Annotated in this window: 20 protein-coding genes; 9 read left to right on the top strand and 11 right to left on the bottom strand. The window is 54.3% G+C overall.

Annotated features, from left to right (window positions below; genetic code table 11):
- Nucleotides 1-256: 256 nt before the first annotated feature.
- Nucleotides 257-907: a metal-binding protein ZinT gene (gene zinT, locus A1830_RS14290; RefSeq protein WP_073981020.1), complete on the top strand. Its 651-nt coding sequence runs from the start codon at nt 257-259 to the stop codon at nt 905-907.
- A 20-nt stretch (nt 908-927) separates the two neighbouring features.
- Here zinT and A1830_RS14285 read toward each other — a convergent pair whose 3' ends face one another.
- From A1830_RS14285 to A1830_RS14255, 7 genes are all read right to left on the bottom strand, one after another.
- On the bottom strand, nt 928-1,671 hold the full coding sequence (locus A1830_RS14285) for a fimbrial biogenesis chaperone (RefSeq protein WP_067707340.1): 744 nt from the start codon (nt 1,669-1,671) through the stop codon (nt 928-930).
- A gap of 1 nt (nt 1,672) precedes the next feature.
- Entirely contained in the window at nt 1,673-2,950 is a 1,278-nt protein-coding gene (locus A1830_RS14280; RefSeq protein WP_067707336.1) for a fimbrial protein, read from the bottom strand.
- 16 nt (nt 2,951-2,966) lie between these two features.
- Nucleotides 2,967-5,492, bottom strand: a complete 2,526-nt coding sequence (locus A1830_RS14275) for a fimbria/pilus outer membrane usher protein (RefSeq protein ID WP_067707333.1) — start codon at nt 5,490-5,492, stop codon at nt 2,967-2,969.
- Nucleotides 5,489-6,193 carry a fimbrial biogenesis chaperone gene (locus tag A1830_RS14270; protein WP_067707330.1) on the bottom strand — a complete coding sequence of 235 codons (705 nt, stop codon included), beginning with the start codon at nt 6,191-6,193 and terminating at the stop codon, nt 5,489-5,491. Before A1830_RS14270 ends, A1830_RS14275 begins: the two co-directional genes overlap by 4 nt.
- 41 nt (nt 6,194-6,234) lie before the next feature.
- The gene (locus tag A1830_RS14265) at nt 6,235-6,786 is read right to left on the bottom strand and encodes a fimbrial protein (protein ID WP_067707326.1); all 552 of its coding nucleotides are present in this window, start codon (nt 6,784-6,786) and stop codon (nt 6,235-6,237) included.
- A 361-nt stretch (nt 6,787-7,147) separates the two neighbouring features.
- Entirely contained in the window at nt 7,148-7,600 is a 453-nt protein-coding gene (locus A1830_RS14260) for a hypothetical protein (protein WP_082804182.1), read from the bottom strand.
- Nucleotides 7,597-8,436 carry a transcriptional regulator gene (locus A1830_RS14255; protein WP_067707323.1) on the bottom strand — a complete coding sequence of 280 codons (840 nt, stop codon included), beginning with the start codon at nt 8,434-8,436 and terminating at the stop codon, nt 7,597-7,599. Before A1830_RS14255 ends, A1830_RS14260 begins: the two co-directional genes overlap by 4 nt.
- Before the next feature lie 841 nt (nt 8,437-9,277).
- On the opposite strand from A1830_RS14255, the gene citC reads away from it, so the two are divergent.
- The 7 genes from citC to A1830_RS14220 all read left to right on the top strand — a co-directional run bounded on the left by citC (nt 9,278) and on the right by A1830_RS14220 (nt 16,159).
- Nucleotides 9,278-10,318, top strand: a complete 1,041-nt coding sequence (gene citC / locus A1830_RS14250) for a [citrate (pro-3S)-lyase] ligase (RefSeq protein ID WP_067707468.1) — start codon at nt 9,278-9,280, stop codon at nt 10,316-10,318.
- Nucleotides 10,319-10,347: 29 nt separating this feature from the next.
- A complete protein-coding gene (citD, locus tag A1830_RS14245; RefSeq protein WP_067707319.1) occupies nt 10,348-10,653 on the top strand; it encodes a citrate lyase acyl carrier protein in 306 nt (101 codons plus the stop codon).
- Nucleotides 10,640-11,557, top strand: a complete 918-nt coding sequence (locus A1830_RS14240; RefSeq protein ID WP_156485011.1) for an aldolase/citrate lyase family protein — start codon at nt 10,640-10,642, stop codon at nt 11,555-11,557. Before citD ends, A1830_RS14240 begins: the two co-directional genes overlap by 14 nt.
- Nucleotides 11,558-11,601: 44 nt before the next feature.
- On the top strand, nt 11,602-13,059 hold the full coding sequence (gene citF / locus A1830_RS14235) for a citrate lyase subunit alpha (RefSeq protein WP_369815715.1): 1,458 nt from the start codon (nt 11,602-11,604) through the stop codon (nt 13,057-13,059).
- Nucleotides 13,049-13,609, top strand: coding sequence for a citrate lyase holo-[acyl-carrier protein] synthase (gene citX / locus A1830_RS14230; protein WP_231877635.1), 561 nt, complete (start codon nt 13,049-13,051; stop codon nt 13,607-13,609). The genes citF and citX overlap by 11 nt, the downstream gene beginning before the upstream one ends.
- A gap of 106 nt (nt 13,610-13,715) precedes the next feature.
- Entirely contained in the window at nt 13,716-14,666 is a 951-nt protein-coding gene (gene citG, locus A1830_RS14225) for a triphosphoribosyl-dephospho-CoA synthase CitG (protein ID WP_369815714.1), read from the top strand.
- 32 nt (nt 14,667-14,698) lie between these two features.
- Nucleotides 14,699-16,159, top strand: coding sequence for an anion permease (locus A1830_RS14220; RefSeq protein ID WP_067707307.1), 1,461 nt, complete (start codon nt 14,699-14,701; stop codon nt 16,157-16,159).
- 106 nt (nt 16,160-16,265) lie between these two features.
- On the opposite strand, the gene A1830_RS14215 is transcribed toward A1830_RS14220, so the two are convergent.
- From A1830_RS14215 to A1830_RS14200, 4 genes are read right to left on the bottom strand one after another with little or no spacing between them, the layout of a single operon-like run.
- A complete protein-coding gene (locus A1830_RS14215; RefSeq protein ID WP_067707304.1) occupies nt 16,266-17,102 on the bottom strand; it encodes a metal ABC transporter permease in 837 nt (278 codons plus the stop codon).
- Complete coding sequence (gene sitC, locus A1830_RS14210; protein ID WP_067707300.1) at nt 17,099-17,953, bottom strand: iron/manganese ABC transporter permease subunit SitC; 855 nt, start codon at nt 17,951-17,953, stop codon at nt 17,099-17,101. Before sitC ends, A1830_RS14215 begins: the two co-directional genes overlap by 4 nt.
- Nucleotides 17,953-18,759, bottom strand: coding sequence for a manganese/iron ABC transporter ATP-binding protein (locus A1830_RS14205; protein WP_067707296.1), 807 nt, complete (start codon nt 18,757-18,759; stop codon nt 17,953-17,955). Before A1830_RS14205 ends, sitC begins: the two co-directional genes overlap by 1 nt.
- Nucleotides 18,756-19,667, bottom strand: coding sequence for a metal ABC transporter substrate-binding protein (locus tag A1830_RS14200; RefSeq protein ID WP_067707292.1), 912 nt, complete (start codon nt 19,665-19,667; stop codon nt 18,756-18,758). Before A1830_RS14200 ends, A1830_RS14205 begins: the two co-directional genes overlap by 4 nt.
- 364 nt (nt 19,668-20,031) lie before the next feature.
- On the opposite strand from A1830_RS14200, the gene katG reads away from it, so the two are divergent.
- Nucleotides 20,032-22,242: a catalase/peroxidase HPI gene (katG, locus tag A1830_RS14195; RefSeq protein ID WP_067707289.1), complete on the top strand. Its 2,211-nt coding sequence runs from the start codon at nt 20,032-20,034 to the stop codon at nt 22,240-22,242.
- The last annotated feature ends 50 nt before the right edge of the window (nt 22,243-22,292 follow it).

The raw sequence follows: 22,292 nt of genomic DNA, 5'->3' as shown, positions 1-22,292 counted from the left end.
TCTACTATCGACAGCAGCCTTAGAGAGCAACAGGGTGAGAGGGATAATTATTTAAGCGATGTTACCCTGGCTGTGGGGGAGGCGTCAGGGTATTGGATATTTTAATAATTCCTTACAAAAGAGTCACCTGTGTACATTTTGCAGTAACCTGACATGGCTTATCCCTGCTACCGATCCTCCTGAGTTTCGCGCTCACTTGCTTTGTGTAATGTTATATCATAACATTTTGTATCTTTACTAAAGCGAGGGTCGAACGTTGAAGAGTCATCTGGGTAAGTGGGTGTTGGCATCGGGGATGCTGATCGTCAGCAGCGAGGCGCTGTCACATGCGCATCATTCACACGGCAAGCCGCTGAGTGAGACAGAACAGCACGCGGCGGAAGGGGTGTTTGCCGATCGGGATGTGCAGGACAGAAATCTGACCGACTGGGAAGGGATGTGGCAGTCGGTTTATCCGCTGCTGCAGAAGGGCACTCTGGATGCAGTATTCCGTAAAAAGGCCGAAAAGGACAACAGCAAAACCTTTGCGTCGGTAAAGGAGTATTACCGCACCGGCTATGCCACCGACGTCGCCACCATTGGCATTGAGGATGGCGTGATGGAGTTCCACGTCGGGGACAAGGTCAGTGCCTGTCACTACACCTACGCGGGTCATAAAATATTGACCTATGTCTCCGGTAAAAAGGGCGTTCGCTACCTGTTTGAATGTCACGACGCCAACAGCAGCGCGCCAAAATACGTGCAGTTCAGCGATCATATTATCGCGCCGCGAAAATCCAGCCATTTCCACATTTTCATGGGCAACCGCTCGCAGCAGGCGCTGCTGGAAGAGATGGACAACTGGCCAACCTATTACCCGTATCAGCTGTCGGATAAAGAGGTGGCAGACGAAATGCTGCATCATTAAGCCTTTCGCCTGAACCTGGCTCAGCTCCCACGCAGCAGAAAGGAAAAGGCATGCAAGGCGCCCTGGTCGTCTATTGCGGTATAGTTGAGTGTCGATTCACCGTCGGGCAATGTTCCGGCTTTATTCTGCAGGGGAAACGTCCTGGTGGAGAACGGGGCAACGTTTTTCTCCGCATCCAGGTAAACGGGATAGGTATTCTGGCCGAGGGTGATACTCATCTCTCCGGGCGTAAAGTAATAGGGGGTGTTGTTAACGGCGATCACCCCCTCCTTACCCGCTAACCGCTGAAGTTTGAAAACCACTCTTTTGGTCCTCTGCTCAAATGATTCCGTTTCTTTAAACGGGCGATTAATCACTTTGAGCTGGGTATTTAAGGCAATACTCACCTTATTATTTGCCTCCCTCAGGATGCTTTTTTTGACCGAGCTTATTTCATAGATATTCAGCCAGTAGAGCGACTCCCGATCGGTGGGGAGTTTATCTGCCAGCGCACTTCGCATGATTGTGATCTCCTTTTTTTCGCCTTTATTGAGCGTAAACACGCCGGGAAGCGCGACGAAAGGAAAAGCCTGGCTTCCCGGATCCTTGTCCGGCGTCCCCCGGTCTACCCAGCTCTGGACCAGCGCCGGGGTGTCGGCGCTGTTGACCAGCAGTAAAGGAGCACGCACCTGGTGCGGATGGAAAATAACCCGGCTGGCCTGAGGAATAATAGCGGCAGGACAGGCCGTGGCAAAGGATGCGAGGAGCAGGAAGAGTTTTTTCATTCTACTGTAACCTGATTAAGAGATAAGCGGTCGCGTCAATTTTGCCCACGCTGACGTTTTTTCCCGGCAGCTGAGCCAGCTGCGCAACGAAGTTTCTCTGATACATGTTGCTGTCTCCCTGACCGCCGCGGGTTCGTTGAGCGTCCTCCAGCACGGGCCGCCATCCGGCATTGCTGCTGTAATCACTCCAGCCGAGAAATGAGACCGGTTCGCCGCTGGAGGTATTGAGTTTGATACCCACGCCAGTGGCAAGGGAGGGGTCTGAATCATAGTGATCAGACACCAGATAATCTGAAATGCCATTGCTCCCGGTCAGCCCCAGCTTTTGAGCCTGAAGCCAGGCCGCATAGCTGGACTGAAAACCCAGTGAGATCTGGCCTGAAGCCACACCGGATTGCGTCTCTGCTGCATTTGAGCATTCGAGCGTGACGCTCAGCGGCGCACTTACCGACTGACCCTGCGAGAGCGCGTTAATGCTGACCGATGGAAAAAGGACGTGGGCGGTATAGTTTTCCACCCGGCATCCCTGACTCCGGTTCTGCGTAAGGGTTGCGACCGGCGCGGTATTCATCCCGAAGGCCATATAACGCCCGGTGATCCAGGTGTCAAAGTTATTCCAGCTGTCTTTTCCGGCTTCGGGAACATTCTGGCCCGGCCCCATAAAAACCACGTAGCCATTGGGCTGATTGCAGTTATAGGACCCCGTATAGCTGTCCTTTGCGGCAGAGGGACAACCCCATGACGCATAGCCGCTATCCCGATTGTTTTTATCTGTCCTGATCAGTTCAGCGCCGATCGGGCTGAAGTGCTTGCCTTTAATCAGTATTTTATTGCCGCTCACGTCATAGTCAGTCAGCGGGACTTTCTGCCAGATCCGCGTAAAAGGCTTACCGCTGCGCAGATGAACCAGCTTCAGCGCGGTAAAGGGGAAATAGGTCTGGAAATAGTTATCCCCCATATTCCATGCGCCCCCGACGTTACTGTCGCCATTGGTGGCAAATACCTCAAAGATCTTGTCCTTATCCGCCAGGTCGCACTCATAGAGCACGCGTTCGGGATCGCTATTTTTAATCGAGGGAACAACCTGAAATACGGAACGGGCCAGCACCGTACCGGCAGGCTGATATCGCAGGTCCATCAGGCCAATGTTACCCAGATTCAGCGATGCGCCACAGGCATCACACCCCTGATCGACCGCCCTGACGCGGGTACAGTTTGCCTGCAGCGGCGTACAGAGGCTGGAAATAAGGACAACGAAAGCATAAATACAATATTTCATTTTTTATCCTGGTAAATCAGAAACGACACACGGCGTTTGCATAGGTAATAACCGCATCCGGTTTGGGCGTTGGGATATGATAATTAATGGTGCATGAATCATTTTTACCCGCACCCCAGACGGCCTTCAGCGTTCCCTGCGTCTCACTCAGCCGCAGATACGCATTACCTGCCTGGCCGAAGGTCCCAATGATTTTTCTTTGTTCATTGATAATATCGGCGCCCATTGGCACTGAAATATTCCGGTTAGTGGTCGTTTTTATCATCACCGGATAGCCGCGCAGCGTCTGAAATTTAACCCTGACCATGGCACCGGCATAAGGCGCGATGGTTTTCTCGCTGTTCTGCACCTCAACCTGACTGTCGCTGCCGCTGGCATCCAGCGCGATAGCGTTATAGTGGTAAGGGATCAGGGAGGGCACCAGGGCGTATCCCGAACCGTCAACGTGAATGCCGGGGCTACTGATAACCCGCGCTCCCTGAGCGCCTTTTGCCTCAATCAGCGCAAAGGTATCACTGACATAATTTCCCAGCGTCAGTCCGCCGCTGTGCAGTACCGCCGCGCCCATCGCATTCACCGACATCTGATTAAACCGCGACGACGTTGAGGCGGTGGCCGTAAGACTGGCCAGGGACATTTTCCTGTTTACGCTGCCGCTGAAGGTGGTATCCCTCTGGCGCTGGTCGCGATTAACGTTCAGGCTGTAGCCGGTTTGATCTTCTCCGGCCACGCCGCTCAGCGAGGCGTTATAGCTGCTTCCGCTACTGCTGTCATGGGTGCCTCCCAGCGTGAGGTACGGTGAGTTGGTGGCGGAGCCTAACGGCATTGAAAAGCTAATCTGTAGCTGGGTATCCTTGAAATATTCATTCCTGCGCGTCGGTGCTGCAAATCGCCGAAAAGCGTCATGCGAGTGCGATCGGACCGTATACTGCCTGGAGAGGGACAGGTTCATTGAAATATTTCCCGGCATAACGGTGCTGTATCCGGCCTGGTACTGCGTGTCACGCGAGCGCCCGTCATAGTAATTCTGCCTGGAACCAGAGAGATAAATACTGCCCCAGTCGCCCAGCGTTTGATTAATGGTCATCTGCAGACGATTACGCTGCATGTATTCGCTGCGGGTATTATCCTGCCCCGGGGTCGCGTTGTTATTTAACGCAATGACGTCGTTAAGGTCACGGTATCCGTGCGTGGAATACTGATACCCGGCAAACGTTAGCGTGGTGTGGGTCGGCTCAAAGGTTCGGCTGTAATTCAGCTCATAGCGCCATCCCTGGGCGGTATTGCCCTCGTTCAGATCGGCTGAAGAATAAGCACTGTTGAATCCAACGGCGCCCATTTCCGAGGCCCAGACGCCACCCGCCAGCAGCGAGCGGTAGTCATTTCCCAGCCGCATTCCACCATTGATGGTGATGGCGTTGGTCAGGCCCCGTTTAACCGTGAGTTCAGTGAAGTTATTGTCTTTGCGGTAATCTGTGACCTTACCGGCAGAAAAGCTGTAATCGGTTCGTCCCGGGCGTAATGATTCAGGTAGAACGGCAAAGGGTACGGTATAGCGGTGACGACTGCCATCGGACTCCAGCACCTCCACGCTGAGGTCGCCGCCGTAGCTCACCGGACTCAGGTCATTGATGAGGAAAGGGCCGGGCGGCACCGTGGTCTGATAAATTCGCTGCCTGCCCTGCCAGACAGAGACGCGGGCATTGCTGTTAGCCACCCCACGGATTTCCGGGGCATAGCCGCGAAGGGAATCCGCCAGCATCCTGTCGTCCGAGTTCAGATTGAGCCCACGAAAGCTGACCGCATTAAACAGATCTCCGGCGCTAAAGAGCTCCCCGACTGACACTTCACTCTTTACGGACGGCAGCGCACGTTGCACCCAGCTTCGGGTGTTTTGCCAGCGATTACCATATTCATTATGGGTAAAATTACCCTGCTGACGGAAACGCCACATGCCGATATTCATCCCGCCGTTAATACCCAGCCAGGTGGACTCGAAGCGCTGACCATTTTTATAATCAGAATAGAACTGATTCACATTGTAATTAACGAAGGCCATCGTGGATCCTTCGGAAAGATTGTCAGGCGCAATGTAGCCTGCGGGCTGAGTAACAAGCATCGCCTGCGGAATAGTGATATCCACGCGCAGTTTACCCGTATCGACCCGCACCGACGCCGCCGGGAGAAAGCGTTCGGGATGGGTACATCCTTCTGCAGGCAGGTCAGAAAGATAACGCTCCCTGACGGCAAACGCCCGGTAAAAACGGGGAGGAAGGCACAGGGTAAACTCTCCGTTTTCCCGTTGCAGCTTTAACGGCGTGTTACTCTGAAATTTACCATTGAGGTAAAGGTCAACATCATATTCACCTGACTGGAAATAGGGATCCCCGGTGCCATCTTGAATATTCAACTGGCCTGGCAAAGCAGCACGAATCAGCGAGGGATCGAAAATATAATCATTATCTGCTGACGTTTTTGCGTAGCCCGCAGGTACCCCATACAGCATCAGCAGTAGCGTTATAAGTAAAGATTGGTTTTTCATTGCGATTTATTTTTTGCGATTTCTTTTATATCGTCTGAACCAAAATCATTAATCAAAAGTGCACGCATGCTCCAACCTGAAAGCGTACTGTCTTTTCCTTTTCGGCTGACGTTAGCTTCACTGAAGGGGGCAATCGTCACCGCGTCACTAAAATTCACTTTTTCCGTACCGCGCTGTAGAGAAAAAGAGCGGAGATTGGCATAAAAAGGAGAGCGGTTTTTAATGATGATATCGGCGCCGTTGAGGCTAAAGGAGAGCTTCTCACGTATTTTATCGACTGTGGGTGAGATACCATCCGGACGAACAAATACTTTGACCCTGCTTTTAACAATAAGGTAAAGCTTGTTTTTATCTTCATCATTTTTTTTTACTGAGGGAATATCAATGTACTCAAGATAAAACATGGACTCTCTGTCCTGTGGCAGGTTTTCCCTGGTGATTTTTATTTTCACGCTCTGACCGGCATCAGGTAAAATTCTGAATACCTGAGGCAGAGCAACAAAGGGCGGACGATCAGCGTTTTCCTCATTCCCTGGCATAATCTGAACCAGGGCAGGGTGGTGACCTGAATTAGTAAACTGTATATTTTTCTCCTGTCGGGTATTATCAATTATTATGCGGGTGCCGTTCAGGACAACGCTTGCCTGCGCGGTGCTTATTAGAAATACAGCGATTAAAGAGAGAATAAAATGCCTGAGCACAATGGACTCCGGCCCCTCGCATTAGGGAGGGGCAATAAGGTTTATGGATAGCTAATTGCGTACTGCACGCTGCTCAATACTGACCCTGCTGAAACACTCCCTGCATCAGTATAATATTCCACGGAATAATCCTGGGAAGTGCTGGTCGCTCCTTCGGCAAGCTTCATTCCCGACACCTTTGCCTGGCCCGATGAGAGATCAATCACTTTATCGCTGGAATCTAACAGGCGCAGATCAACATTTTCAGCCGTGCCGGTATTTCCAAGATTACCATTAGTGGAAATATTGTTTCCCTGGAAGAGAACATTAATATCCTGGCTGCCGGAGGCAGGGGCGGGGCAGCCTGAGACATTAATAGTGAAGCTGGTTTTACCCGCGGTGGCTTTTGCAGTGCTTAGCTGACCTGTTGACACGGTCGGCAGTAAAACCACCGGGCTGCCTGATGCACCATTAACATCAACATTACAGGTCTGGGCATTGACTTCACCCTGGAAGCGAATAGTATTTTGTGATGCCGCCTGCACATTGCCTGAAATTACCCCTGTAACACAGGTGGTAAGCGCTAAATATAATGATACTGAACTGGTTTTCATTAAATTCCCCTTGATTTAGTAGGCTGCTGAAAGTGAGGAGGTTCAGCTCTCTCATCAGCGGAGGGAATGTTAACACCTCGCTTTTTTTTATCGTCTGAAGTAATTTGAATCTATCTCATATGAGAGGCGATGAGTAAAGCTGAAGCCTTTTTCATGCGATAAAATCCACATATAACAATAAGTTAGCGCATTTCTCTGACGTGAACGATGCGGCGGGGTAGATTTGTAGCGGATTGTAGATCGAATCAATCTTTCGGCTGTTTGATGGATGTTATAATAAAGCGCAATACTGAGGTAGCGACCTGAACGACAGGAAGAGATAACACACCTTCATCCTGAAGTTCAGATTTTATATGAATCGCTACTTTTCGCAGATAAAGAGTGGCACAGGATTTGAGTAAAAAATCCAGGTGTCTATTCCCGTTCTCTTTATGGTTAAGGGAAGCTTTCCGCCCTTTTTGACAAAGAACTCCGGGAACCACTTTTTTTCTTCCTCGCCTTTTATCTCATTCATTGGGGAGTTCTGAATAAGCGTTGACTGCGCGATAAGGATGTTATTTTCCTCATGATAGTCAAATTGAATGACCTTACTGACATTGATGCGGGACTCTTTTCCCTCATAAAGGGCACCGGAAAGGGTGAGCAGTCCTTTCCCATCATTCATTTTCTGCCCGATGATAAGAGAAAGCTTATCATCACCCTTAAAGTAATTAATGTTGCCTACGCAGCTGATCTCCCTGTCCTCACAGAACCTGTAAAAAAATAATTCACCTATTGCAATCATAATAATAACAAAGGTCAGAGTCTTCCTCACAGGGGGTTACCTATATAGTAATAAGAAATGCAGTTAGGTCTGAGGAAGGGACCTATCTCTTTTTCACACTGTATCACTGACATTCTGCTCCCACCCGGAAATAGCGTGATGTAGACATATTTTCGTTCATCACATCGTATTTTCTTTTTTATCACTGCTTGCATAGTGATGTCATCATCCGCCATATTATTGCTGTAAAACGCGCAGCCATTAAAATCGAATCTCTTCACGTAATCCACGCTGTAAGTGATAAAATAAAGACAGGGCGTCAACACGATGGCGGCAAAGGCCACGCCATAAGCGATCCAGAAGAGAGCGTTATTTATTTTCAGTCTGATACGCTCAGGCTGTGAATATGTCCCGGTGGAGGCTTCTGAAACGTGATTTTCCTCAGTGGGAAGAGGAAGCTCCTCGGGAAGAATGGTGACGTTTTCATTGCCCTCAGGCTCTGCCTGCCTGGGAGCGGGATCATTTTCACCCTCAGTTGAGGAAGGCTCATTCTGTAACTCGGTGCAGGTGATTTCTACCTTTCCCGACAGCATAAATCCGCGCCGGGGAACGGTGCGAATAAAGTCCTCACTATTACCGCAGGCTAACAGTGCTTTCCTGAGCATTGAAATGCTTTGATACAGCGCATTGGGACTGACTTCCATGCCGAACCTTCTCCAGGCAAAGTCATAAAAAGCCTCATGCTCAATCACCTTCCCCTGATTTTCAATGAGCAACTCCAGACAATATACGGAGGATGACTGGATTTTTAATTCTTTGCCACCGCCGCGCATAACTCTTCTGCCGGGTTCAAATTCAACTTCTCCTCCTATGGAAAACTTTCTCATCGGGACTTCTCCGTGATGTAAGATCAGAAATTGATAAGTTTCATTAAATATTAAGGTTTGCTATTAATGCCGCTTTATGCTTTGAGGTCGCTGTGCTGTATATCATTGGTTGGGCTATCTCAGTTTTGTTTATTCAGGGTTTATCTGCGACCTGTAAGCGAATAACGTCGCAATGGTGAAACCTCAGCAGTGATTAATAAATTATACCGTTTTCTCAGGCTTAATAAGTTATAAAAAACTAAGAAAATTGCTAAATTGTATGAATGCCAGCGGGTCTCGGGGAAGTGTCAGGGGCGGGATGCGTTATTCCTTTTAGGTTTATGTAACTGCATCGTCCTGAATCTAACAGAACGACTGAGTATTCCAGTCTTACCGCGGCCGATAGAACCCTCGCGCCGCGCCTGTCAATTGCTGGTTTAGTATACTGCTATGCACGCTTTCCAGAGGAGACAATCGACCCTGGTGCTTCATTGGATAGGAGGGGGGAAACTAAACAGCACAAACCTTAAAGATAAGATTTGCGCTCAATACCGTCTCATGGCGCTTACCCCGAAAGGGTAAAATAACTATGCATGTTTAAATTTTATATTCAATGTGCAGGTGTGGTTAATGCGGCGTTCCTTTTGGTTGTTTAATTATAATTAAATCCAGGGGTGTCTGTGATATTCCCTTCAGGTGTGCGAGATTAAATGCGAAGTGTGAATTTGATCACCAAAGAAAATTTATAATTGTTTACTATCCCTGATGTTTAATTTTACAAGGATATTTTTCCTGTATTACCTGCTTGATTATTCCCGATGATGGGAATTTATTATTTATTACGGGGTGTAGTAACATTATTATGGATAGTCATGTGGTATTTAATCGGGTATACCGGACTGACGAACGCACCGTTTCGGCAATAAAAACCTTTCTGCGTGAAAGTGATCTGAGCATCGACAGGACCATCAGGGTGTTTGTGACCGCCACGCAGGCGGGCAGGCTGGTGGCCTGCGGCGGCATCGCTGACAATATCATTAAGTGTGTCGCCGTCTCGCCAGAATTACGTGGTGAAGGGCTGGGGTTGAGCCTCGCCACTGAGCTGGTTAACCTGGCCTGGGAGATGAACCAGACTCAGCTGTTTCTCTGTACGAGCACGCAAAATGAGTCTTTGTTTCGGCAGTGCGGATTCTACCCTGTCGCCCGCGTACCGGGGGTGATGGTACTGATGGAAAACAGTCCCTGTCGGCTGGCCCAGTATGCTGCGCGGCTTGCGCATCTGCGAAAACCCGGTAAGAAAATTGGCGCTATTGTGATGAACGCCAACCCCTTCACCCGCGGGCATCAGTATCTGGTGCAGCAGGCGGCGGCGGCCTGTAACTGGTTACATCTGTTCCTGGTCAGAGAAGATACCTCCCGCTTTCGCTATCAGGACAGGTTTGATCTGGTTGTGGCCGGAACGCACGGTATAACCAATCTGACAATCCATGAGGGCTCACAATATATAATTTCACGGGCCACTTTCCCCTGCTATTTCATTAAAGAAAAAGGCATCGTCGATAATTGCTATACCGAGATCGACCTAAAAATATTCCGACAGTCTCTGGCTCCCGCCCTGGGCATTACTCATCGCTTTGTGGGGAGTGAACCTTTTTGTGCCGTGACGGAAAAGTATAACCGCGATATGCATTACTGGCTAAAGACGCCTTTATTAACGGCACCGCCCATAGAACGGGTTGAAATTGAACGGCTGAAATATAAAGGGACGCCTGTCTCGGCCTCATGGGTAAGGAAACTGCTGCCCGCCGGTAATATGCAGGCTATTTCACCGCTGGTGCCGGAAGCAACACAACACTATTTAGAACGCCTGCTGGCAAAAGGTCAGAAAACTGCCGCGACGTAAAACAGAAAGCCAGATAATCAGAGGACGGAATGAAAATAATCAGGGAAGCCATGGCCGGAACGCTTGAGTCCAGCGATGTGATGGTCCGCATTGCGCCTGCGGAGGGTGCACAGCACGATTTACTGATTGCCAGCAGCGTGGAAAAGCAGTTTGGCGAAGCCATTCGACAGACGCTGCTTCAGCTGCTGAGGCGCTATCGGGTTGAGCCGGTGCAGGTGATAGTTGATGATAAAGGTGCGCTGGACTGTGTGATCCGTGCGCGAATGGAAACGGCGCTGATGCGCGCCAGCGGGCTTGAAACCCTCCCATGGGAGGTGAGTCATGATGAAGCTTAAGCCACGCGTCCGGCGAAGTATGCTGTTTGTTCCCGGTGCCAACGCCGCCATGATCAGCAACGCCTTTATCTATCAGGCAGATGCGCTGATGTTCGACCTGGAAGACTCCGTTATTCTTCGTGAAAAGGATGCCGCACGGCGGCTGGTTTACCATGCGTTGCAGCATCCCCTCTACCAGCAGGTGGAAACCCTCGTTCGGGTAAATGGCCTGGATAGTCCTTATGGCCTGGCAGACTTACAGGCCGTGGTACGGGGAGGGGCTGATATCGTGCGCCTGCCAAAAACCGATCGTGCACAGGATGTGCTGGATATGGCGCAGGCCATCGGCGCCATTGAAACCGCCTGCGGGCGTCAGCAGGGCAGCACGGGCCTGCTGGCGGCGATTGAATCCGCAGAGGGGATAACCAATGCGGTGGAGATAGCACAGTCATCACCGCGATTAATGGGCCTCGCGCTTGGCGCAGAGGATTACGTCAGGGATCTGCGAACCGAACGTTCGCCTGAAGGCACTGAGCTGCTTTTCGCTCGCTGCACCCTCCTCCAGGCTGCCCGCGCAGCCGGTATCCAGGCCTTTGATACGGTCTACTCTGACGCCAGCAATGATGCGGGCTTCCTGCGCGAAGCCGCTCTGATTAAGCAGCTGGGTTTCGATGGGAAATCCCTGATTAATCCCCGGCAGATCGCGCTGCTCCACAACCTCTACGCGCCCACCGCCCGCGAAGCTGACCATGCACAGCAGGTTATAGACGCCGCCGCCGCCGCTGAGCGGGAAGGGCGGGGCGTGGTTTCGCTCAATGGCAAAATGATCGACAGCCCGGTGATTGAACGCGCCCGGCTGGTGCTGGAGAGGGCAGCGCTTTCCGGGCTGCATCAGGAAGAGAGCGACAGTAAGGAGACCCGATGAACCGACAACAACGTTTGATGACTTTGCCCTCACGGCCAGAAGTTATGCTTTTCCAGGATGCGGTAAAAGCAGAGCAGCGGGCAATAAAACCTGCCGATATGAAGCGCTGCGCCTCTCTCCAGGAATCTGTCCGCCGCAGTGGATTGCAGGATGGCATGACCCTCTCTTTTCATCACGCCTACCGCAATGGCGATCTTGCGCTTAACCAGGTGATGGACACGCTGGCGGAGATGGGGCTGCGCAATCTGACCCTGGCCTCCAGCTCGCTCAGCGACTGTCATGCGCCACTGATCGCGCATATTCGCAGCGGTGTGGTGAGCCGCATCTACACGTCAGGCCTGCGTGGACCGCTGGCGGAGGCGATATCGCGGGGTCTGCTGCGCGAGCCGGTACAGATCCATTCGCACGGCGGGCGGGTCAATCTGATCGCGTCTGGCGAGCTGCATATTGATGTCGCTTTCCTGGCGGTGCCGGGCTGTGATGAATACGGCAATGCGAATGGCTACAGCGGTGAGGCCTGCTGCGGCTCGCTCGGTTATGCCCAGGTTGATGCGCAGTTCGCGGACAGGGTGGTATTGCTTACCGAAGCGATACTGCCTTATCCGCATTCTCCTGCCAGCCTGACCCAGGATCGGGTTGACCTGATTGTCCGTCTGGCGCGGGTGGGGGATGCCGACAAAATTGGGGCCGATACCACGCGCATCACCTCCAATCCGCGTGAGCTACTGATTGCACGACGTGCGGCAGAGGTGATTGCGGCATCCGGCTCACTTATCGAGGGTTTCTCTCTGCAAACTGGCAGCGGCGGTGCTTCGCTGGCGGTCACCCGTTTTCTGGCCGATAAAATGCGTGCGCGAGGGATCCACGCGGCCTTTGCGCTGGGAGGCATCAGTTCAGCCCTGGTGGAACTGCATGAGCAGGGACTGATCGGCAGCCTGCTGGACGTGCAGAGCTTTGACCGTAAGGCCGCGATGTCGCTGGCCCGCAACCCGGGCCACATTGAAATCAGCGCCAGCCAGTACGCTGACTTTTACTCCAAAGGGGCGGTGGTCGATCGGCTTGACGTGGTGGTGCTCAGCGCGCTGGAGATTGATACGGGCTTTAACGTTAACGTTCTCACCGGCTCCGACGGTGTGATCCGTGGCGCTTCCGGCGGCCACTGCGATACCGCCGCCGCCGCGGAGCTGGCGATCGTTGTTGCTCCGCTGGTGCGCGGGCGTATGCCTACCGTGGTGGAGGCGGTAACGACCTGCATTACGCCGGGTTCGGGCATTGATATCCTGGTCACCGACCATGGCACGGCGGTTAATCCTTCCCGTCCGGCGCTGGCGCAGCGCCTACGCGATCGGGGCATTGAGCTGGTCACTATCCAGTGGCTTTATGAGCGGGCAAGGCTGCTGACGGGCGATCCGCGGCCTGTCGCGTTTACCGACAATGTGGTAGCGGTCGTGCGCTACCGCGATGGCTCGGTGATTGATGTGGTGCATCAAATTGCTGAATAACGTCGGGCAGGCAACGATCCCGGCACAGGCTACCGGGCGCGCCATCAGCCTGACGGAACTGCTCGCCAGCCGCGATAACCGCCAGGCGCGTCAGCAGCAGTGGCTAAAGCAGCATCGGGTCACGCTGCTGGTGCTGACCGTCGTGATGCCTGGCCCGATTAAAGACAGCGCGCTGACCCGTCGGATATTCAACGCCGGCTGGACGCAGATCCAGCAGGCGGGTCAGCCGCTGGCAGGGCATTTTCTTCGGGGAGACGCGTTTGCGCTGGCGACGGGCTGCGAGGGGTTTTGGTCGATACAGGCTGATGCGAAAGAGGTAAAACAATGGGCGGTGGCGCGGGAGTCAGATTCTCCTGTCGGACGACTCTGGGACATTGATGTCCTGACCACGGACGGATGCATTCTGTCCCGACGGACCAGCCAGCTGGCTGAACGTCAGTGCCTGTTGTGCTCGCTGCCCGCCAGCGTCTGTGCCAGGCAGCGGACGCACAGCCAGGCTGAACTTCTGGCAGAGATAATCAGGCGGGCAGATGCAGCCTGTACTCTATGATCGTCCGGGCATCGTTGATGCGTTGCCGCAGCCTGAGCTGCTGGCTACGGATGCCGTTGTCACGTTGCCGCATCCTGAACGCTTTACTACGGATGCCGTTGTCACGTTGCCGCAGCCTGAGCTGCTGGCTACGGATGCGGGGGGCAGCCCCCCGGATCCCGCTCAGTTTGCTGCCGATGCCGTGCGGGCATTACTGGCGGAGGTGACGCTGACGCCTAAGCCCGGCCTGGTTGACTGCCGCAACAGCGGTGCGCATCGCGATATGGATATCGGCACATTCCGGCGCAGCGCCGCCGCGATTGGCGCATGGTTTCCCGTTTTCATTAACCAGGGCAGGGAAGATGCCATGCTGCCGGAAGAGCAGCTATTGGCGCGCCTGCGTCCGGTGGGAATGGCGTGTGAAACGCATATGTTCCAGGCTACGGGCGGGGTGAATACCCACAAGGGGACGATTTTTTCACTGGCGCTGCTGTGCTCGGTATTTGGACGGCTTTATCAGCAGCGGCGGCCGGTGACTGCACCGGCGCTGTGTGCCGGAGTGGCAGCCCTCTGTCAGGGGTTGGTGTCCCGGGAGCTGGAACATAACAACCCCGGAAAAACGGCAGGCCAGCGCCTGTTTGCGGCCTGCGGGCTACGCGGTGCGCGGGGGGAGGCCGAAGCCGGATTTCCGCTGGTGATGAATGGCGCGCTCCCCCTGCTGCGCCAGCGCAGAGAGAACGGCTGGGACGAACAGGCCGCGCTCACGGACTGCCTGTTATGGCTAATGGCGCATAACGCGGATACCAACGTGGTGTCTCGCGGAGGTATGACCGGGCTGCGCTGGCTACAGCAGGCGTCGTCGGCTCTGCTGGCACAAAGAGAGAGCGGCCAAGCGCAGGCAGGTACAGGAAAGCATTGCCATACGCAGGCAGGAACAGGAAAGCATTGCCATGCACAGGCAGCCACCAGGGCGTTAGAAAAATTCGACGATGCCTGCATCGCCCGTCATCTCAGCCCCGGCGGGAGCGCAGATTTACTGATAGTAAGCTGGCTGCTGGCCCGTTTGCCGCAGTGTTGATGACCCCGGAGGGTCGCCTAAGGAGAGGCTAAATGTCTGAGTTAACTTCGAAAATAATGAAATCCCTGGCACCGCTGGTGGTGCTGGCCGCAATTTTACTGCTACCTGTCCCCTCGGGTATGCCTCCCCAGGCCTGGTATTTTTTCGCCATCTTCGTTGCCATGATCGTCGGGATGATCCTGGAGCCTGTTCCGGCCACGGCAGTCAGTTTTATTGCGGTGACGGCCAGCGTGCTGGCCGCTGACTGGGTGTTGTTTGACCCGGCGGAGCTGGCCGCACCGGGCTTTAACGCCGGTAAAGAGGCGCTGAAATGGGGGCTGGCGGGGTTTTCAAGCACGACGGTCTGGCTGGTATTCGGTGCGTTTATCTTTGCGCTGGGCTATGAATCTACCGGACTCGGCAGGCGTATTGCCCTGTTTATGGTTAAATTTATGGGCAAACGGACGCTGACGCTGGGCTACGCCGTGGTTATCGTCGATATTCTGCTGGCCCCCTTTACCCCTTCCAACACCGCCCGTACCGGCGGCACCGTCTTTCCGGTGGTGAGAAATCTGCCGCCGCTGTTTGACTCCTTCCCGAACGATCCCTCATCCCGCCGCATTGGCGGCTACCTGATGTGGATGATGGTCGTCGGAACCAGCCTCAGCTCGTCGATGTTTATCACCGGGGCAGCGCCAAACGTGCTGGGCATTGAGTTTGTCAATAAAATCGCCGGGCTGCAAATCAGCTGGATGCAGTGGTTCCTGGCCTTTCTGCCGGTAGGACTGTTGCTGCTAATTGTGGCACCGCTTATCTCCTGGTATCTCTATAAGCCCGGCGTTACGCACAGCAATGAAGTGGCGGTCTGGGCCGGTGGCGCACTGCATGAGATGGGCAGGGTGACGCGTAAAGAGTACAGCCTGATCGCGCTGGTGCTGCTCAGCCTGTGCCTGTGGGTCTTTGGCGGAAAAGTGGTGAATGCCACGGCGGTCTGTTTGCTGGCAGTCTCACTGATGCTGGTCTTCCAGGTCGTTGCCTGGAAGGAGATAACCCGCTACGCCAGCGCCTGGAATACGCTGGTCAACCTCGCCACGCTGGTGGTGATGGCCAGTGGGCTGACCCGATCCGGTTTTATCGACTGGTTCGCCACCACCATGAGCACCCATCTGGACGGGTTCTCGCCGGATATGACCATCATCACCTTAGTGCTGGTGTTCTATTTTGCTCATTACCTCTTTGCCAGCCTCTCCGCCCATACGGCGACGCTGTTGCCGGTGATTCTGGCGGTAGGTAAAGGTCTTGACGTTCCCATGGAGCAGCTCTCGATGCTGCTGGTCCTCTCCATCGGCCTGATGGGCGTGCTTACGCCCTACGCGACCGGTCCTGGCGTCATCATCTACGGCTGTGGCTATGTGAAGTCGAAAGACTACTGGCGTCTGGGCGGCATTCTCGGCGTGGTTTACATCGCCGCACTGCTGCTGGTGGGCTGGCCGATTCTGCGTCTGTGGTACTGAGTTCCCGCCGCACCGACGCCAATCCGTGAGCACAACGTTCACCGTGCCCCGTTCCACGGGATGACATTCAAATGCGCTGCCGCAACGGGCAGCGCTGTCTGATAACTCAGCACAGGGTCCTGTGCCGTTCGCGACGGACCGAGAAGATAAACGCCGCAATAAACAGCATGGCGAACAGGAGCACGATGGTTGGACCTGGCGCGCTGTCGAGGAAAAAGGAGAGGTAAGTGCCGCTAAAGCACACCGTGACCGACAGCAGCACGGCGCAGATCATCACCGACGAAAAGCGGCGCATCAGCAAAATAGCGATAGCGCCGGGCGCAATCAGCAAGGCGATCGACAGAACAATCCCCACCGCTTTCAGCGTTCCAACAATGGTCAGCGCAATCATACTCAGCAGCCCGTAGTGCAGCAGCGAGGTGTTCAGCCCGCAGGCTTTAGCCTGCTGTGGGTCAAAGGCATGCAGCAGCAGATCGCGCCATTTCGTTCCGACAATCAGCGCAATGGCGCAGGCGATGAGGCCGCTTTGCCAGAGATCCTGTGAAGCGATGCCAAGCATATCGCCAAACAAAATATGATCGAGGTGCACCTCAGACTTCACGGAAATATAGACGATCAGGCCTGCGGCAAACATCCCGGAGAAAACGATACCCATCACCGTATCCTGCTTAATGCGGCTGTTCTCCTGAAGGTAGCCGGTAGCCAGCGCGCAAAACAGCCCGGCACAAAACGCGCCGATGGCGAGAGGAATGCCGATAATCCAGGCAATGACCACACCGGGAAACACCGCGTGACTCATGGCATCGCCCATCAGCGACCAGCCCTTGATCACCATAAAGCTGGAGAGCAGGGCGCAGGGAATGGCGACAATGACCGAGATGGCCAGCGCCGTGCGCATAAAATCAAACTGTAGTGGACTGAGTAACACTTCTGTCAGGGTCATACTGCCTCCTGCCCGCCGCTAAAACGCCTGCGCCTTGCCAGCAGGCCATGTTTCGGTGCAAAGACGAATGCGGTAAGAAAGACCAGCGTCTGCGCGACCACGATGATGCCGCCAGTTGCGCCGTCGAGGTAGTAGCTGAGCCAGGCACCGAAAAAGCTGGTGAGACTGCCGATAACCACGGCAATAAGCAGCAGCCACTGAAACCGGTCGGTCAGCAGCCAGGCCGTCGCGCCGGGCGTTACCACCAGACAGATCACCATAAACGCACCGACGGTTTGCAGCGCGGCAATGGTACAGGCCGCCAGCAGGGTGAAGAACAGCAGTTTTAAACGGGTGGGATTCAGGCCAATGGATCGCGCATGGTTTTCATCAAAGAAGGTCACCATCAGATCCTTCCATTTGATCAGCAAAATCATCAGGGAGGTGAAGCCGATAATCCCCAGCTGGAGGATATCCTCCGGTGCAACGGCCAGAATATTGCCCAGCACGATGGTCTGAATATTCACCGAGGTGGGATTCAGCGAGACCATAAATAAGCCGAGGCCGAAGAATGACGAGAAAATTAGGCCGATAATGGCATCTTCTTTCAGCCGCGACCGCTGGTTAAGAAACAGCATGCTTCCCGCCGCCAGCCCGCCGGAGAGAAACGCCCCCAGCGCGAAGGGCAGGCCAAGCATATAGGCGCCCGCCACGCCCGGCACGATTGAGTGCGAAAGGGCATCGCCAATCAGCGACCAGCCCTTCAGCATCAGGTAACAGGAGAGAAAAGCACATACTCCGCCGACCAGCGCCGACACCCACATGGCGTTCAGCATGTAGTGATAGTGGAAGGGTTCGGCCAGCCACGCCATCAGCGCACCTCCCCAACGGCCGCCAGATCCTGGGGCTGATGCGGCGGATCGCTGAACACCACCCCGCGCAGCGCGCCGCTAAAGGCGTTTTCCAGGTTTTCCCGGGTAAAGGTCGTGGAGGTCGGCCCGCAGGCCAGCACCGTGCCTTTCACGATTGCCGTATGGTCGCAGTAGTCGCTAACCGTGGCGAGGTTATGGGTCGAGACCAGCATGGTGCGGCCCTCTACCCGCAGCTCATGCAGCAGGCTGATAATCTGCCGTTCGGTATTAACGTCAACGCCGGTAAAAGGCTCATCCAGCAGGATCACCTGACCGCGCTGGGCAATGGCGCGCGCCAGGAAAACCCGCTTTTTCTGGCCGCCGGAGAGTTCACCGATCTGCCGGTGGCGAAAGTCGGACATGCCCACTCTTTCCAGCGCCGCATCCACCAGGCGTTTATCTTCCGCGCGGGCAATACGCAGCATGCCCATATGACCGTAGCGGCCCATCATTACCACGTCCTCCACCAGTACCGGAAACGACCAGTCCACCTCTTCGGACTGCGGCACGTAGGAGACAAGATTGCTTTTAAGGGCGCGTTTGCCCGGCATTCCCAGCAGCGTAATTGATCCGCCGGAGAGCGGTACAAAGCCCATAATTGCCTTGAACAGCGTAGATTTACCCGAGCCGTTAATGCCCAGCAGCGCCGTAATACTGGCGGGCGGAACCGCCAGGGTTGCAGCGCGAAGGGCGGTATGACCGTTGCGGTAGGTCACCGTCAGATCGTCAACCCGTATGCCGCTTTGAAGAGCAGAGCGCGGATTCATTTTGCTAAACCCTCAGTGATGCCTTTAACGATGGTGTCGCTGGTCACGCTCAGCAAATCGAGATAGGTCGGCACCGGGCCGTCGGCGGTACTGAGTGAGTCAACATAGAGCACGCCGCCGTAGTGGCTGCCCGTTTCACGCGCCACCTGACGGGCAGCCTTATCGGAAACGGTACTTTCACTGAACACCGCCGGGATATGCTGCTGCTTAACGACGTCAATCACCTTCCGCACCTGCTGCGGCGTCCCCTGCCGATCGGCATTTATCGGCCACAGGTATAGCTCTTTCAGCCCAAAGTCGCGGGTCAGATAGGAGAAGGCGCCTTCGCTGGTCACCAGCCAGCGCTTATCTGCCGGGATCTTCGCCAGCGCCTGCTGAACCGGGGCGACGGTAGCGCGAATTTTTTGCTTATAGGCGGCGGCGTTCTGGCGATAAATCTCCGCGTTATCAGGATCGTATTTCACCAGCGCATCACGGATATTATCGACGTAGATCAGCCCATTTTCCGGCGACATCCACGCATGGGGGTTAGGTTTACCGCTGTAGGGGCCTTCGCTGATACCCATGGGCTGAATGCCATCGGACACCACCACCTCCGGCACGCCAGCGAGATGGCGATAAAAGCGCTTAAACCATAATTCCAGATTCAGACCGTTAGCGAGGATCAGCTGTGCGCCCAGGGCGCGTTTAATATCGCCGGGAGTGGGCTGGTATTCGTGGATCTCTGCACCCGGTTTGGTAATGGAGGCCACATCGGCGGCGTCACCGGCAACGTTTTTCGCCATATCCGCAATGATGGTGAAGGTGGTGATGACTTTAAACTTCTCCTGCGCAGCGGCAGGCGTGAGCGACAGAAAGGTCGCCAGCAGGGCGCAAATCCCTGATTTTAACCACGGTGCAAACGGCATAAAAATCCCCCATAAGGCTTATAAAAACAGCATAATTAGCATTTGCTATAATGTATAGCACAGGCTATAAGTTGGAGCGAAGCGTTTTTTTATGAGGGTCACGCCAGGTTAGAAGCGGGCAGGGAAAGCAGAAGCCGGGGCAGGCGGGCACCGTGACATTCCAGTAAATTTTGGCCTCAGAAACAAAACCCTGGTCGCTAAGCGGCTATTATTAAAATGGTACTGATTACGGTTGGTTAAAATTCGCAGAAGGCGCCCAAAAATTCCGAAGGGAAGCTCTATCAAATACATAGGGTATTTCAGATGTGACTGCGTTATTTCCGCGTATAGAGTAGCGACAAGAATACATAAAAGGGGTGTGAGAATGAGCAGTTCTATTGATGAAGCAGCAAAAGACGCAAAACCGATTGTTGAAGCAGACAGAGAAGCCGATATTAGCAAATGTCCTTTCCATGCAGGAAACTCAAATAAAACGGCGGGTGGCGGTACCAGCAATCGTGACTGGTGGCCCAATCAGCTCAGAGTCGATCTGCTGAATCAGCACTCAGCCCGCTCTAACCCACTGGATGAATCCTTTGATTATCGTAAAGAATTTGCCAAATTAGATTACGCTGCACTTAAAGCCGATCTCAAAGCGCTGCTGACTGAATCACAATCCTGGTGGCCTGCCGACTGGGGCAGCTACATTGGCCTTTTTATCCGTATGGCATGGCACAGCGCAGGCACCTACCGTGCGATTGACGGGCGAGGCGGTTCAGGTCGCGGACAGCAGCGTTTCGCTCCCCTGAATGCCTGGCCAGACAACGTGAGTCTGGATAAGGCACGCCGCTTACTGTGGCCGGTTAAACAAAAATATGGCCAGAAAATTTCCTGGGCCGATCTCTATATCCTGGCGGGCAACGTTGCGCTGGAAAACTCTGGTTTCCGTACCTTCGGTTTTGGTGCCGGACGCGAAGACGTCTGGGAGCCGGATATGGATGTGAACTGGGGTGATGAAACCACCTGGCTTGAACACCGCCATCCTGAATCGCTGGCGAGCGCGCCGCTGGGTGCAACGGAAATGGGGCTGATTTACGTTAACCCGGAAGGCCCAGAGCACAGTGGCGATCCTGCGTCGGCGGCACCGGCTATCCGTGCCACCTTCGGCAATATGGGTATGAACGATGAAGAGATCGTTGCGTTAATCGCTGGCGGTCACACGCTGGGTAAAACTCATGGGGCAGCGGCAGCCAGCCATGTTGATGTCGATCCTGAGACCGCACCTATTGAAGCGCAGGGCCTTGGCTGGGCAAACAGCTATGGCAGCGGCGTTGGTGCGGATGCCATTACCTCCGGTCTGGAAGTGATCTGGTCACAGACGCCAACCCAGTGGAGTAATTACTTCTTCGAAAACCTGTTCAAATATGAGTGGGTACAGACGCGCAGCCCGGCCGGTGCTATTCAGTTTGAAGCGGTTGATGCCGGGGATATTATTCCCGATCCTTTCGATACGTCGAAAAAACGCAAGCCGACCATGCTGGTGACCGATCTGACCCTGCGTTTCGATGCGGAATTTGAGAAAATTTCGCGCCGTTTCCATAGCGATCCGCAGGCCTTTAACGAAGCCTTTGCCAGGGCCTGGTATAAACTGACCCACAGGGATATGGGGCCGAAAGCGCGCTATATCGGACCAGAAGTGCCTAAAGAAGACCTGATCTGGCAGGATCCGCTGCCCGCGCCGGTGTATCACCCAACGGTTGCCGACATTGCACAGCTGAAGGAAAAAATTGCGGCTTCCGGCCTCTCCATCGGTGAGCTGACCTCGGTTGCCTGGGCCTCGGCTTCAACCTTCCGTGGCGGTGACAAACGCGGCGGCGCAAACGGCGCTCGTCTGGCGCTGCTGCCGCAAAGAGAGTGGGAGGTTAACGCCACTGCCGCCCGCGTACTGCCGGTTCTGGAAGCTATTCAGCAGTCATATCCGAAAGCATCCCTGGCAGATATCATTGTCCTGGCAGGCGTCGTGGGCGTAGAAAAAGCCGCGAAGGCGGTCAGCATAGACGTTGAGGTGCCTTTTACCCCGGGTCGCGTGGATGCCCGTCAGGAACAGACGGATATCGAATCGTTTGAACTGCTCAATCCGGTAGCGGATGGCTTCCTTAACTACCGCCGTACTTTTGGCAAGACCTCAACAGAGGATCTGCTGATTGATAAGGCCCAGCAGCTTACACTTACCGTGCCCGAATTAACGGTGCTGGTCGGTGGATTACGCTCGCTGGGAACAAACTTTGACGGCAGCCAGCACGGCGTCTTCACTGATAAGGTGGGCGAACTTAACGCCGACTTTTTCGTGAACCTGCTGGATATGCGCACGGAATGGAAAGCTACCGACGCCTCCGGTGAACGCTTTGCAGGGCGCGATCGCGTCAGCGGTGAGGTGAAATTTACCGCCACGCGCGCCGATCTGGTGTTTGGCTCCAACGCCGTATTACGCGCCAGCGCCGAGGTTTACGCCAGCGCAGATGCCAAAGAGAAGTTTGTTAAGGACTTTGTGGCGGCATGGACCCGGGTGATGAACCTGGATCGCTTCGACATCTGAAGTCTGTCGGCCCGCTAACGGCTAAAACTGTTGTGCAACAGGCCCGCTTA

The sequence above is a fragment of the Erwinia sp. ErVv1 genome (genome assembly GCF_900068895.1).
In the GTDB taxonomy this organism is placed as follows: domain Bacteria; phylum Pseudomonadota; class Gammaproteobacteria; order Enterobacterales; family Enterobacteriaceae; genus Erwinia.
Note: the sequence above shows the minus strand (reverse complement) of the source record. Positions and strands in the feature narration are given on the sequence as shown.